This is a genomic window from Aquimarina sp. Aq107 (assembly GCF_943733665.1).
GTDB lineage: Bacteria > Bacteroidota > Bacteroidia > Flavobacteriales > Flavobacteriaceae > Aquimarina.
On record NZ_OX030782.1, the window covers coordinates 2128649 to 2144242 of the forward strand.

Sequence of the window (15594 nt, forward strand, 5' to 3'; positions counted from 1 at the left end):
TACTTTTTGATAGTGCTTTTATTGTGAAATTTATTAATACCAAAAATTATGAAAATAAAGAATTTAAAATTTTCAACACTTTTAATAGCAGGGATATTCATTTTTCAATCATGTAGTAAAGATGATGATTTTATAGATGATATAGATTCTCCTGGCATCGATGTTGAGTTAACGGATGAAACAACAGAACTTATAACAGAATGGAGTAATTTATGGGTTTCAATAGATCAATTTACAGAAAGTATGAGACCAAATACAGTAACTCGATCTTTAGCGTATATTCATTTAACTGGTTACGAAACAGCTGTTCCTTTTATGGATAATTACTCATCCAATACAGACAGATTTAATAACTTCAATATTAACACAAATGCTCTTGAAGATGATGTAGATCTAAAACTTGCTTTAAACACTGCTTATGCATTAGCCATAGATCATTTTATGATTAATTTAGAAACTGGTGTAAGACAAAGAATTTCTGATTTTCAAGAAGAAAAAGAAGCAGAATTAACCGAAGGACTTTCTGATACTGAAATAGAAAATTCAGAAACTTGGGGAAGACACGTTGCACAGAGAGTTATCGCTTATAGCGAAACTGATCAAGATGGTGAAGAACAAATACAAAATCCAACTCCTCAAGATTATATAGCTCCAGTTGGCGTAGGTTTATGGGCTGCTAATGAAAATGAAGATGCATGGTTTCCATATTGGAGAGAAGTTAGAACGTTTGCGATAACACCAGAAGAATCAAGTAGTGTAGCGTTTTCTTCTGTATTACAGCACAGTACTAATCCATCAAGTGATTATTACCAACAAATGAATGAGGTATATGAAACTACCACTACTGCTGCCACTGATAATAATGAAAATTTATGGATCGCAGAATTTTGGGCGGATGATGTTGAAGGTCTTATGATAAGTCCTCCAGGAAGACAGTTTTCTATTGCCAATCAATTAATAGAGCAAAATGATTTAGCTTATGATAGAGCGTTAGAACTTTTATTAAGACTTGGTTTTGCAATAAATGATGCTGCTGTTTCCGCCTGGGATGACAAATACACATATAACATAGAGCGTCCGAGTAATTATATTTGGGAGTATATTGATGAAGATTTTACTTCTAACTTGTCTAAGTTTATAGAAGAAACGAATCCAGCTTTCCCAAGTTACCCTTCTGGTCACGCTACTTTTGCAGGTGCAGGTGCTGGAGTATTTATAGCATTCTTTGGATCGGATAGTGTTAATTTTACAGATAGAACTTATAGTGACTTTACAGATATAGATTTTAACGGAACGCCAAGAAGTTTTACTTCATTCACTGAAATGGCTACCGAAAATGCTTATTCACGTGTCCCACTAGGTGTTCATATAGAACAAGATGCAATTGAAGGTTTACGATTAGGTTATGAAATTTCTGATGCAGTAAATAGCATAAACCTGCAATAAGCAGTTAATTTTAATTGATTACCCCAAAGCAGATTGATGTTTTTTTTAGAGTTGATTTGGTCCTGTAGATGTATTTCTACAGGATTTTTTTTGTGAAATTACTTTTATAGGCCCTACCTAAAGGAATTATCTTTTGACCAATTAGATATATCTGATTACCAGAGAATTTTTCAATTTTTGAAGTATTAATAATATAAGATTTGTGTACTCTCATAAACTTTTTAGGAGGTAAAAGTTCTTCCCAATAACGTAAAGTCTCCGAAGACACGAGTTTTTTATCTTTTAAATGAATTTCTGTATAATCCGTGTCGGATATAATATATGTAATGTCGGCAATAAGGATTCGTACATGATCGAAACCAATTTTCGCATAGACTTCCGTAATTTCTTCAGTATTCGTATCTAAAGAAAACTCTTGCTTTTTACTTTCTACTTTGGAAACAGCTTTTATAAACCTTTGAAAAGAAAACGGTTTTAACAAATAATCCACGACATCAAACTCATAACTCTCCAAAGCATAATCCGAAAACGCTGTAGTAAGAATAACTTGAGGTGGATTAGAGAGTGTTTTTAAAAAGTCAATTCCCGAAATCTTAGGTAAATGTATGTCTAAAAAAATAACATCTACCTTAGTAGACTTCATTAGTTGCATAGCTTCAATAGCATCTGTAAAGGTTCCCATGAGTTTTAGGGTACCCATATCTTCTATATACTTTTTTAGAATACGTTGCGCCGGTAATTGATCTTCTATAATGATGCAATTCATGGTTCTTTGGACTTTTTTAGATCGATCATTAACTGAACTTCATACATATCTTTATCGCTATTAATATGTAATTCATGTGCCTTTGGGTATAATATATCTAATCGTTTTTTTACATTTTCTAAACCAATTCCACTATCTAAATTATTAGTATTAGTCTGGTTTTTATATGTATTAGAACAATTAAAATAAAGTATTCCATCACGTGTTACCCTAATATCCATATTTATTATGATCCCATCGGTCTGACTAGAACTACCGTGTTTTAGAGCATTCTCAACAAAAACGATCAATATCAATGGAGCTATCCAAAAATTTGCTCGTTCAATATCTTTAGATAGCGTAACTGTGCCTCGCCCTTCTATTTGTAATCGTCCTAAATTGATAAAGTTTTCTAATTGTTCTACTTCTTTAGAAAGAGAAACATATTTTGCTTTACATTCATAAAGCATATATCGTAGTACGCCTGATAATTCCAAGATCAATTCTGGTGTACGAGGAGATTTTTCAATTGCATATGAGTATAAATTATTCATATTATTAAAAAGGAAGTGAGGATTAATCTGTGATTTCAAAAATTGAAGTTCACTCTCTTTTACAGAATCCTTTAATTCTTTAACTTCTCGCTGCTTGATAAGTGCATCCCATCCAAATTTAAACCCTGCCAATACAGACAACGTAGGCAATGTACTCATTAGGTTATATATTACGCCTAAAAACTTAGCTCCACGAGTATCCGGAAAATATATCTTTTCTAATATAGATTCTTCAACAAAAATTACTCCCGTCACAACTAAACTAAAAAACAAAATAAACTTTAAATATGCTCCAGGATATAAAAATCTTGGAAGAAGTACATAATTGATGATAAGACCAGCAGTTACAAAATTCAAAAAAAACACAAATTGATAGAATTGTATTTCTGGATTACGGCGGTCAAAAGAATAGAAAATAAATACTACAATGTGTAATATCACTTGGAACCAAACCTCTTTATGTAATAGTGTGTTTTTCACAATATCTAAAAACTGTACAACAAATATAGTTTATTGATTTTCTAACTATATAATATTGCACCTAATCCACTAAATCAATACCGCAAACGACAAATCTATTGCTGTTAATAACAATCATGTCGTTTATAGGATTATAATAGTTGTTTACCCAAGTAAATTTTTAAAAAACAACTCATCTTCTTTCCTTTGAAAAATCAAAATATAATAAAGCATACAATGAACAATCGGGTTTTTATAATCTTACTTTTTTTTACGGCTACAATCTGGGCCCAAAATAAGGAAATACTAATTTCTGGCACATTAGTGGAAGCAGAAACAGGCCAGCCTATACCCTATGCTACGATTGTTCTAAATGACACAAATTCTAAAGCCACTATTTCTGGGGCAATTACTAATGACAATGGAACTTTCGAGATAAACACTACAGCAGATAATTTCTATATCGAAATCAGCTTTATAGGATTCAAAACGCTTCAACTGCGAACCTTTGAAACAATAGAAAATAGAGTTAGTCTTGGCAAAGTTAAACTATATCAAGATAGCGAAACATTGGACGAAGTTGTTGTTCGAGGCGAAGTATCTAAAACAGAATTTAAACTTGATAAACGTGTATTTAATGTCGGAAAAGATTTAAGTACAGCAGGTGCAAGTGCATTAGAAGTATTAAATAATGTACCTTCTGTGAATGTTAACATCGAGGGAGAGATAAGCCTTCGAGGAACTGGAGGTGTTCAGATCTTAATAAATGGAAAACCATCAGTCCTAGCAGATGAATCTAGCAATGCCTTAGGAACCATTACTGCTGATATGATTCAAAGTATTGAAGTAATTACAAATCCTTCTGCTAAGTATGAAGCCTCTGGTACTTCAGGAATATTAAATATCATACTGAAAAAAGAAGAAAAAAAGGGATGGAATGGCTCCATTTCACTTAATACAGGAATTCCCGATAATCATAATGTAGGGGTTAGTCTTAATCGTAGAACAGAAAAGTTTAATCTATTTACCCAGATCGGTGCAGGCTATCGATCATTACCAAGAGATAATGAAGCAATCAACCGTAATTTAGAAAATAATGAAGTTATTTTTAGTGAAGGTGAAAATTTTAGAAATGAGACTTTCTTCAATATAACTTTAGGAACAGACTATCATCTTAATGAATATAATGTGTTAACACTTTCCGGAAATTTTGCTTATGAAATAGAAGATCAACCTTCTGAAACCAATTTCCGCTTTTTTGATGGTGATAATACATTAGTATCACAATGGGTCCGTAATGAAACTACTGATGCAACAAATCCCAAATGGCAGTATGAGTTTAATTGGAAAAAACAGTTTAAAAACAATAAAGATCACACTTTTCAATTAAGCGCTTTGGGAAGTTTCTTTGGAAAAGACCAATCTTCTTTATTTGCGGATACCACAATAGAAGGAGAAAATGTTGACAGTAACCAACGTACTGCTACTGATTATCAACAAGCAGACTTTACGTTTAAGGCGGATTACACAAATCCATTAACTGAGGAATACAGTATCGAAACAGGAGCTCAGTATGTTATAAATGATGTAGGTAATGATTTTGAAGTTGAAGATTTAATTGATGGAGAATATGTTATTAATGAAAGTCTTACCAATGATTTTGAATGGATACAAAAGGTATTAGGTGTTTATGCCACTTTATCATATGAAAATGATATTTGGGGGGTTAAAGGAGGTTTGCGAATAGAGAATACTGATTTAGAAACATTATTAGCAAATACGAATGAGGGCAGCTCACGAAATTTTACTAATTTTTTTCCAAGTTTTCATACATCTTATAAGATAAGCGATAAAATTTCACTTCAGGCTGGTTACTCAAAAAGAATTTTTAGACCTCGATTAAGAGATTTAAATCCTTTCTTTAATATCCGAAATAATTTTAATATTAGAACAGGGAACCCAGAACTACAACCAGAATTCACTAATTCTTATGAACTAACTAGCATATATAAAATAGGAAAAGCTAGTTTGAGTTCTAGCCTTTATCATCGTTATACAACAGACGTTGTAGAAAGAGTATCAACGTTTATTGATAATGTAAATTTTAGTACTCCAGAAAATATAGGAACGAATTCATCCATAGGTTTTGAAACAAATGGGAAATATAGCCCTACGAAATGGTTAACTTTTACAGGAGATTTTAATTTCAACTATTTTGATCGTAAAGGAACTTTTGAAGATCAGGTATTTGATTTTAACGGAAATCAATGGTCCACCAGATTAGGTACAAAACTAGGGTTACCTGCTGATATCGATTTAGAAATCAATGGAAATTATCGTTCAGATTTCGAAACTGTACAAGGAAAACAAAGTGGGTTTGCCTTTCTAGATCTTGGAATGCGTAAAAAAATATTAAAAGGAAAAATAGTTGCTAATCTTGGTATTCGAGATGTTTTTGCTTCTAGAATTCAGGAAAATTTTGTAAATCAACCTACTTTCGAAACCTATAATTTTGGACAACGTGGACGCTTTTTTACATTTGGATTAAGCTACGCTTTTGGTAAAGGAGAAGCAGTAACTTATTCTGGACGCAGAAGATAGATATTCCTTTTATTACCTTTAGGAACAGTAATAATTCCAAAAAGAATATAGCTAAAACTTCAGAAAAATAGGTTCCAAAAAGTTAGGCAAAACGATTTCTATAATTACTAGGGTTAATTCCCTTAATCCTTTTAAACATACGATTAAAATACGAACGATTGGTAAAGCCACATGCCAAAAACACTTCTTTTAGGTTATACACTGGATCAGCGAGTAATTGTGTTGCCTTCTGGACACGTTCTTCATTTATAAAATCAGTAGGAGAAATACCCATTTCCTGTTTAAAAACTTTATAAAAATGACTTTCACTCATACAAGCTTCTTTGCTTAATTCTTTTATTGTTAACGGATTGCATATATTATCACGAATGTATTGAACGACATAAGCCAATCGATAATCATTTGATAATTCTTTAGTTTTAGTTCTATAGGTTTTACGAGTATTTACCTGTAGAATTCTAATGACTAATTCTTGAATCATATTAGATACAAAAGAATCTTTTGCCGGATGATTTTCTGTGTATAGATACACTAAACGTTGTAAAATTCTATAAATACTATGATCATTAGTAAAGTGGAAATTATAATCCATAAGCTTCCACTCCTTTCCATCTGGTTTGGTCATAGATTCATTCATCAAATCTATAATATTCTTCAATCGCTCCTCTCCTATTTCCATCGCCAAACAACGTGTCGGGTTATCAACTCTAGCTTCAGGAAAGTCAATACTCATGAGCTCATTAGCAGGAAGTATTAAAGATTCACCAGGTAAAAACTCGAAGCAAGGGTTATCTCGTAAATGCATCACTTTTTTACCTTTAAACATACTCGCCAGAACCGGAGTTGTAAATTGAAGTTGTACCATTTCTGCTCTTGAATGTGTTTCAAAAATATGCATAGCAGAATCTTCCAAAACATAAGAAGTTTGATTTTCTACTAAATCAACCAATTTTCTTGACTCATAAAAAGAATTTGATAGCAGCATAATAAATATTGAGTATTTAACAATATTTTAATAATAATAATGATTATATGGAATTAAATATACTAATTTTTCATTGATACTTAGTGTTTTAATAGGATTGTTCATAAGGTTCATAGAATCGTTCAAACATTTAGGCTTCCATCCAAGTACCTTGTGAAAAAATTCGCAAATAATCTTAATTTTTTTAATATGGACAACGTAAGTACAAACGAGAAAAAGGCTTTTTCAAAACCACAATTCAAAAATCAATATGATAATTATATTGGTGGTAAGTGGACACCACCAGTAAAAGGTGAATATTTTGACAATGTATCACCTGTTGATGGTAATAATTTCACAAAGATAGCTAGATCGACATCAGAGGATATAGAATTAGCAATAGATGCGGCTTGGCAAGCAGCACCTTCTTGGAACAATAGTTCCGTAACCGAGCGCAGCAACATGCTTTTAAAAATTGCAGATGTTATGGAACAAAATCTGGAGGTTTTAGCTCGAGCAGAAACTTGGGATAATGGTAAAGCACTTCGAGAAACAATGGTTGCAGATTTACCATTAGCAATAGACCATTTTAGATATTTTGCGGGTGTAATTCGTGCAGAAGAAGGTACTGTAAGTGAGTTGGACTCAACTACTATTTCTATGAATATAAAGGAACCACTAGGCGTAGTTGGGCAAATAATACCTTGGAATTTTCCGATTCTTATGGCTACTTGGAAAGTCGCTCCTGCATTAGCTGCGGGTAATTGTGTCGTACTAAAACCAGCAGAACAAACACCGGTAGGTGTAATGATTCTTATGGAATTAATCGAAGGTATACTCCCTGATGGTGTATTAAATGTAGTAAATGGGTTCGGTATTGAGGCAGGAAAACCTTTGGCATCCAATTCTAGAATTAATAAAATAGCATTTACCGGAGAAACGACTACAGGACAGCTAATTATGCAATATGCAAGTAAAAACATTATACCTGTAACTTTAGAGTTAGGCGGAAAAAGTCCAAATATCTTTTTCGAAAGTATTATGGATGCTGATGATGAGTTTTTTGATAAATGTATAGAAGGAGCAGTCATGTTTGCTTTAAATCAGGGAGAAGTATGTACCTGTCCTTCAAGAATATTAATTCAAGAAAGTATCTATGATCAATTTATAGAACGTGTGGTAGAACGAGTAGAAGCAATAAAATTAGGACATCCTCTAGATCCGACAACTATGATGGGTGCACAAGCTTCTAACGATCAATTTGAAAAAATATTAAATTATATAAATATAGGAAAAGATGAAGGTTGTGAGGTATTAACTGGTGGAGAAGCTGCTTATAACGAAGGGCTTGAAAGCGGATACTATGTACAACCTACATTATTAAAAGGGAATAACAAAATGCGCGTATTTCAGGAAGAAATCTTTGGACCTGTAGCTTGTGTTACCACTTTTAAAGATGAAGCCGAAGCATTGGAAATAGCGAATGATACTCTCTATGGTCTTGGTGCTGGTGTTTGGACAAGAGATACTCATCAAGCTTATCAAATTTCTAGAAAAGTGCAAGCAGGACGTGTTTGGGTAAACTGTTATCATCTATATCCTGCACACGCTCCTTTCGGAGGTTATAAAAAGTCTGGTATTGGTCGAGAAACCCATAAAATGATGCTTAATCATTATCGACAGACAAAAAACATGCTCATTTCACACGATAAAAATGCTTTAGGTTTTTTCTAATATGATAGAACGTGTATTAATAACAAAACAAGCTATACAGGTTATAGATACCTTAAGGGAAAAACATGGTCCACTTATGTTTCATCAAAGTGGTGGTTGCTGTGATGGCTCCTCTCCCATGTGTTTTCCTAAAGGAGAATTAATGATCAATGATTCCGATATATATATGGGAACTATTCATGATTGTGAATTCTATATGTCAAAAGATCAATTTGAATATTGGAAACATACGCAACTAAAGGTAGATATCGTAAAAGGTAGAGGTTCTAGTTTTTCTTTAGAAATTCCCCTAGGTATTCGATTTATTATCAAATCTCGAATTTTCACAGAAGAAGAAATAGATGCTTTAAATACTACTGCCTCCTAATTTCTTTAGCAATCTAAGTAATAAGGTTGTGAAACATTACTTTTTCACAACCTTATCACTATTAATTTATAAAAATTCTTATTAATTATCCTTTAACTATTGTTGTTCTATCAAATAAATACTAGCGCATTTTAGATCAGGTTCAATAGATTTTAGTTAAACAACAACTTCATTAACCAATACTTATTTTATTAAAAATGAGCTAAATAGAATATTTAGGATGATTTTAAAATAAACTTCAATAATATTTAAGTATAATTACCTACGGACAATTCAGTGATCAATTTATTAATCATTTCCATTCCTTTTTCCAATTGTTCTAATTCTATATATTCATTGGCTCTATGTGCTTGTTCAATAGATCCAGGTCCACAAATTACTGACTGAAAACCTTCATTAGCGAATTGCCCAGCTTCAGATGCATATGCAACAGTATTTAATTCTGAGTTTCCGGATATTCTCTTAACCAATTCTACTACATCAGCTTTAGCATCTGTATCCAAAAACGGTACTGGTGGATGATTTTCAATAGTTTTTATTGAAAAATCGGGAAAAACTTCTTGTAGTTCTTTTTCCCGTTCTCTACAATATGATTCAAAATCACTAATAATAGTGTCTACCTCATCCATAGGAATAACTCGTAAATCCCAATAAAAATAGGATTTATCAGCAATTACATTTGGAGCTATACCTCCACGCATCAAACCAACATGAATTGTGGAATGTGGCGGATGAAAACGATCATCAAATCTTTTATTAGCTATTAATTGATTCATTCTGTTCTCAAGCCAAAGAACAAGGCGCATAGATTCATGAATAGCACTCACTTCTTGTTTGATACGACTACTATGTCCAGCAGAGCCATTAACATAAGTTTCCAAAATATAAATTCCTTTTTGACCTACAATAGGTTCCATGGACGAAGGTTCTCCAATAATAGCATATGTTGGTTTTTCTTTATAAAAATCATTAATAGCACGTGCTAACGCTGGACCTGCTAAACAACCTATTTCCTCATCATATGAAAAAGCAAAGTAGATAGGTTTTTTTAGATCAGCTTTTATCATATGTGGTAATGCAGCTAAACAACAAGCTACAAATCCTTTCATGTCACAAGAACCTCTACCATAGAGTTTTCCATCATTTTTATCAGTAAGTAAAAAAGGATCTGTACTCCATTCTTGCCCTTCTACTGGTACTACATCCGTATGACCAGAAAGAATTACACCACCATCAATTTCTGGACCTATTCTACAGTGTAATGAAGCTTTAGTACCATCTTCATTGGGTAATAGATTTACTTTAACATCAAAAGACTCAATATAATCCTTTATCCAATGAATGATAGTTAAATTACTCTCACCTCCAAGTACTGGAAATGAAACGAGTTTTGCAAGAATATTTTCAACGGTCATATTAGTTATAATTTATGGCTACTGCAATTGTTAATGTTAAAAAAGATATCCCGATTAGAATAATCAATACTGGTAAAATAAATCGAATCCATCTATCAATGGGAACACGACACATGCTTAACATGGCGATAAGTCCTCCTAATGTTGGATTAACAAGATTCGATAACCCATCACCTATCTGAAAAGCCAAAATGGTAATCTGACTATTAAGGCCCAAAGATTCTCCTAAGGGCAGCATAACGGGCAAAGTAGCTAATGCCTGACCACTTCCAGATGGTATGAAAAAATTAATTACAGATTGAGAAATTGACATACAAATCGCTGACAAGTGTAAGGGCAAGCCCTCCAATAAAGAGGAAAGTTGATATGAAATAGTATCACCTATATTTCCCATTTCCATTAGAACTTTAATGGATGTGGCAAAACCAACCATAAAAGCTCCTGGCGCTGCAAGACTAACAGATTTTAAAACAGTTTCACTCATCGTGTTGGTACTCATTCTAGATAATAATCCACAAAGAAGTGCAATAATCAAAAATATGGCTGATAGCTCATTGATATACCAATCTAAATTAAAAACCCCATATAAAATTGTTAAAAGTCCAATAATGAATACAGAAATGACCATCCAATTTTTTCCATTCATTGAATATTCAGAAATAGGTTTTGATAATGACAACTCTCCAATATTCAAACCATTACCTAGACTTTTATTAGGATGTTTTATAATTTTTTTAAAATAACGCACATTATAATATGCCATAATAGATAATGCAATTAAGCAAAACATACTGCGAAGTAAAGCCCCTGAAAAAATAGGTAGTTGCGCAATTTTATGCCCTGTACCTACTGTGTATGGATTTATAGGAGATAAACCAAAGCCAATTGTCATAGCTCCAACAGAAATACCTGCTGCTAAAATTAAATCTCCGCCTAAAGCAATACTTAAAATGGCAGCTATAGGAACCATTGCAATATTATGCTCATAACCTACGGTAACACCTAGTAAACCATATATAAAAGTCATAATAACAATAATCAAATATTTATTTTTCAGACCTAACTTTTTAACCAAGGTCCCGATTGCATTTTCAACAGCCTTCGATGCATCCATAAAACCAAACATTATTGCTCCTGCCAATACAATAAAAATGATTTCTGCCGCTGCTTTAAAACCGAGTGGAATTGCTTTAAACATGTCTAATAATCCCACAGGTGTTGATGCTATAGTTTTATACGAATTAGGAACAACAGTATTCCTTCCATCAACAACAATTCGTTCGTAGGTGCCAGCTGGGATTAAATAGCTTAAAATAGTCACAAGAATAATAATGCCAAACAACATGCTGATAGCATGAGGAATTCGTTTAAAAATAGAAGAACGAGAATTTAATGTATTCATTTGTGGATGCTTGATATCAATATTTTTACTAGATGTTTAATTTATAAATTAATATCCTGCTGCTTGTCCATCTTTACGACTTTCAGAAGCTCCGTGATAGACCTTATTGTTATCATCCCATAAAATTGCTTGATACCCGCCATAAATTCCTCTAGCAGTCCCTATTTTATGTCCCTTATTCATTAACCCTCGTAAAGTAGTATAGGGTATTCCAGATTCTACCCGTATACTACCTGTGTTTTTAGTAGTCTGCCCCATCGGACTGGCGCCACCAGTATGATCCCATCGTGGAGCGTCACCAGCTTCTTGGATATTCATACCAAAATCAACAAGATTCATCACTATTTGTGTATGACCCATAGGCTGAAAATCACCTCCCATTACACCAAAACTTACATAAGGAGTATCATTTTTAGTAATAAAAGCAGGAATAATAGTATGAAAAGGTCTTTTTCCTGGTGCATACGTATTTGCTTGGCCTTTTTTTAAACTAAATAACTCACCTCTATCTTGCAACATAAAACCTAATTTTGGTGGTGCCATACCCGAACCCATTCCTCGATAATTGCTTTGTATCAATGATACCATAGTACCTTGATTATCGGCTACTGTCATATAAATAGTTTCTCCAGCAGAAATTTCACCTGCATTATATGTTCCTGCCCGTTTGCCAATTTTTTTTCTTCTTTTATTAGCATAATCATCAGAAAGCAATTCTTTTAAAGGAACATCAAAAAAATCCATATCCGCATAGTATTTTGCTCGGTCTTCAAAAGCTAGTTTTTTTGCCTCTGTAAATAAATGAAGATGTTCTACACTGCCGAACTCAATATCAGAAAAATCATAACCTTTTAAAATTTGTAGCATTTGCAGGGCTGCAATTCCTTGACCATTAGGTGGTAGTTCCCAAATATCATATCCTCTATAATTAATAGATACTGGTTCTACCCACTCCGAGTTATGATCAGAAAGATCTTGTACGGAAAGAAAACCTCCTTGTTTCTGTATAAAATCACTGATGATTTGAGCAATATCTCCTTTATAAAAGGCATCACGTCCGTTTTTAGCTATTTTTCTATAAGTACTTGCTAAATATGGGTTTTTATAAATTTCACCTTCATTAGGTAATTTACCTCCATTTTGGGACTTATAAGTATCTACAATATTAGGAAACCCTTTAGATTCAAAAAATGGGATACTACGCTGTAAATACCAAGCTATAAGTTCTGTAAGTGGAAAACCTTTTTCTGCGTAGTCAATAGCTGGAGCTAGAATCTCTTCCATTGATTTTGATCCAAACTTTTGATGAAGTTCAAACCAACCATCAACGGCACCAGGAACACTTACGGGCAATGCACCATGCGATGGAATTTTGGACATATTATGTTTTTTGAAATAATCTAATGTCAGATTTTTGGGAGAACGACCACTGGCATTAAGACCATATAACTTTTTAGTCTTTCCATCCCAAACAATAGCAAAAAGATCTCCCCCAATACCACAACCTGTTGGTTCCATAAGTCCTAAAGCAGCATTTGCAGCTATTGCTGCATCAATCGCATTACCGCCTTTTTTCAGAATATCAAGCCCTATTTGAGTAGCTAACGGATGACTAGTAGCTACCATTCCATTTTGTCCTAATACTACCGAACGTGTTGCGAATGATTCACCAGTAATACGGTCTTGAGCAACAATACATTTAGAAATAAAAAAGAGGTAGAAGATAAAGAGAACTGAGTTTTTCACGAGTGTAATTTTTAATAATGATTTGACGGAACTAGGAAATTGGACTAACACAAAGATTAATAAATAGTTGTTTTCAATATATATGAGAATCCCATATTTTCTCTAAAAGCACAAAATTTATAACAACCTTCATTTCCCTATTATTTTATAATTATGAAATATAATCAAAGAATTTTTAATCTTATGATTTAATTAGTTAAAGTGCCATATCAATACGAGTTATCAAAAATTCACATATCTACCAAAGTCATTCTTTTTACTTTACTACATATTTGAAGTATATTGGTTATACATTTATAATACTTATCGTAAAAATTATAATAGTTTCTTAAATATGAAATATGTCATCACTGAAAAAGATTTAAAAAAAAGAAGCCACGGAGTATCTTTTGATTCTGTTAATGCCGATTTCTTACTTTTCATTAAGAAAGAAAAAGAACTTAATAATCCTTTTTTGAGTGACACTAATATAAAACAACTGGAAAGTAATACACTAAAGAATATAAAATCAAGTATTTATAGTTTTGGCATTCTTGGAATAGTATCGCTTAGTTATGGATTATATGTATTTTTTACATTCGCTCCTCGTGTAGCTATCAATTTATATACACAATTTCCTTTAATAGAAAATGGTTCTATTTCTATAGTACTTGGATTGTCTTTAATACTTGGTTGTGCGTATAGTTATTCTAAAAGGAAAGATATTTTAACCACAAAAGTGAAATCAAAGATCATAGAACATTTAAAAAAGATACAAAGAGAAAAATCACCTGTAACTGAAAAAAAGAGAAAAAATACCAATCTACAACCTAAGAAAAAGCGAAAAAAGAGGAGGTAAAAATTATTATAAAAACACTTATTCAATTCTTCCACCAAATTTTTCACTAAACATACCCGTCATTGTCACGTCATTTGTATAATGTCGTGTTTTGGAGTATTAGATAACTATAGTTTTGTCCTTATTGATTTAAACAATAGTTATGAATACAACCAAAAGACGATATGACTTAGATTGGTGGCGTGTAATCTCCATCTTCTTAGTTTTTTTACATCATATAGGAATGCCATTTAACGGTGATGACTTTCACATTATGAATACCGAATCTAGTAAACTGTTAGATGATATTATGGTGTTTTTCGAACAATTTAGACTACCATTATTATTCATTATTTCGGGAACAGGAACGATCTTTGCATTTTCTAAACGTAACTGGATTCAATTTACTAAGGAGCGTACAATCCGACTTATAGTACCATTAATTTTTGGAGTATTAGTAATTGTCCCTCCACAAACTTATATAGAAAATATTGGATCTTATTCTTCATTTATAGATTTCTATAAAAATATTTTAGAACATTTAGAGGTCAATCATCTCTGGTTCATAGAAAATCTATTTTACTTATCTATTGGCTGCATTCCAATTATTATTTGGATAAAATCTTCTTATGCTAAATCATTCAAAACGTTGTTAGATGTCTTTTGTGCTAAACCTTTAGGAATATTTCTTTTAGTGTTACCATTAATCATTATTAAAATAGTAACTAAACATTATTTTCCTGAAGATGACAAATCCATAACAAACCTCTCCTCTACACTATTTTACGGATATTTTTTCCTAGCCGGTATTATCATAGCAAGTAGACCTACATTATGGGATTCATTAAAAAAATACCGCAAATACAACGCATTTATAGCACTTATTGCTACATTATTATTTTATATATATTATTTTCTTCCAAATCATATAGCTGCAACTTATTGGGATATATCAACACGTTGGGATATTTGGTATGGTTTAACTGCGCTTGTAGGTTGGACGATAATTATTACAATGTTAGGATATGGACAAATTTGGCTACATAAACCTAGTACTTTATTGAATACTCTTAACAAGGGTATTTACCCTTTTTACATACTACATCAAACAGTTATTATCGTTATTGGATATTATATATTACAGGAATCTTGGAGTATATCTATCAAACTATTAATTCTAGCAATCACATCCTTTATCATCATTATATCTGTATATAAGTTTCTTGTATATCCTTTTAGGATTCCTAGATTTCTTTTCGGAATGAAAAAAAACAAATAATATCTAAAATAGGTTATGAACTATAAGTAAGATATCCTTAGTTTGTCTTATAGTGATATTAGACA

At 32.3% G+C, this 15594-nt stretch carries 12 protein-coding genes; 6 read left to right on the top strand and 6 right to left on the bottom strand.

Translation table 11 applies throughout. The features are described from left to right. Positions 1-48: 48 nt before the first annotated feature. Positions 49-1446, top strand: coding sequence for a vanadium-dependent haloperoxidase (locus tag NMK29_RS08950; protein WP_108804223.1), 1398 nt, complete (start codon positions 49-51; stop codon positions 1444-1446). Between the two features lie 76 nt (positions 1447-1522). On the opposite strand, the gene NMK29_RS08955 is transcribed toward NMK29_RS08950, so the two are convergent. After that, on the bottom strand, positions 1523-2212 hold the full coding sequence (locus NMK29_RS08955) for a LytTR family DNA-binding domain-containing protein (protein ID WP_108804222.1): 690 nt from the start codon (positions 2210-2212) through the stop codon (positions 1523-1525). Further along, on the bottom strand, positions 2209-3225 hold the full coding sequence (locus tag NMK29_RS08960; protein ID WP_234424295.1) for a sensor histidine kinase: 1017 nt from the start codon (positions 3223-3225) through the stop codon (positions 2209-2211). The genes NMK29_RS08955 and NMK29_RS08960 overlap by 4 nt, the downstream gene beginning before the upstream one ends. Before the next feature lie 216 nt (positions 3226-3441). Between NMK29_RS08960 and NMK29_RS08965 the strand changes: the two genes are divergently transcribed. Beyond that, positions 3442-5805, top strand: coding sequence for a TonB-dependent receptor domain-containing protein (locus NMK29_RS08965; protein ID WP_108804220.1), 2364 nt, complete (start codon positions 3442-3444; stop codon positions 5803-5805). Positions 5806-5887: 82 nt separating this feature from the next. Here NMK29_RS08965 and NMK29_RS08970 read toward each other — a convergent pair whose 3' ends face one another. Next, positions 5888-6790, bottom strand: coding sequence for an AraC family transcriptional regulator (locus tag NMK29_RS08970; RefSeq protein ID WP_108804219.1), 903 nt, complete (start codon positions 6788-6790; stop codon positions 5888-5890). 189 nt (positions 6791-6979) lie between these two features. On the opposite strand from NMK29_RS08970, the gene NMK29_RS08975 reads away from it, so the two are divergent. Both NMK29_RS08975 and NMK29_RS08980 read left to right on the top strand, forming a co-directional pair. Then, entirely contained in the window at positions 6980-8503 is a 1524-nt protein-coding gene (locus NMK29_RS08975) for an aldehyde dehydrogenase family protein (protein ID WP_108804218.1), read from the top strand. 1 nt (position 8504) lies between these two features. Then, positions 8505-8870, top strand: coding sequence for a DUF779 domain-containing protein (locus tag NMK29_RS08980; RefSeq protein WP_108804217.1), 366 nt, complete (start codon positions 8505-8507; stop codon positions 8868-8870). 248 nt (positions 8871-9118) lie between these two features. On the opposite strand, the gene argE is transcribed toward NMK29_RS08980, so the two are convergent. Genes argE through ggt form a run of 3 tightly spaced genes read right to left on the bottom strand, consistent with a single transcriptional unit; the run spans position 9119 to position 13433 of the window. Further along, positions 9119-10285 (bottom strand): acetylornithine deacetylase, encoded by a 1167-nt coding sequence (gene argE, locus NMK29_RS08985; protein ID WP_108804216.1) that lies wholly within the window; start codon positions 10283-10285, stop codon positions 9119-9121. A 1-nt stretch (position 10286) separates the two neighbouring features. Then, positions 10287-11687, bottom strand: coding sequence for a YfcC family protein (locus NMK29_RS08990; RefSeq protein ID WP_108804215.1), 1401 nt, complete (start codon positions 11685-11687; stop codon positions 10287-10289). 48 nt (positions 11688-11735) lie between these two features. Beyond that, on the bottom strand, positions 11736-13433 hold the full coding sequence (gene ggt, locus NMK29_RS08995; RefSeq protein WP_234424293.1) for a gamma-glutamyltransferase: 1698 nt from the start codon (positions 13431-13433) through the stop codon (positions 11736-11738). 334 nt (positions 13434-13767) lie between these two features. Between ggt and NMK29_RS09000 the strand changes: the two genes are divergently transcribed. Continuing rightward, entirely contained in the window at positions 13768-14271 is a 504-nt protein-coding gene (locus NMK29_RS09000) for a hypothetical protein (protein WP_108804214.1), read from the top strand. A 142-nt stretch (positions 14272-14413) separates the two neighbouring features. Then, positions 14414-15529, top strand: a complete 1116-nt coding sequence (locus NMK29_RS09005) for an acyltransferase (RefSeq protein WP_108804213.1) — start codon at positions 14414-14416, stop codon at positions 15527-15529. Positions 15530-15594 lie beyond the last annotated feature (65 nt).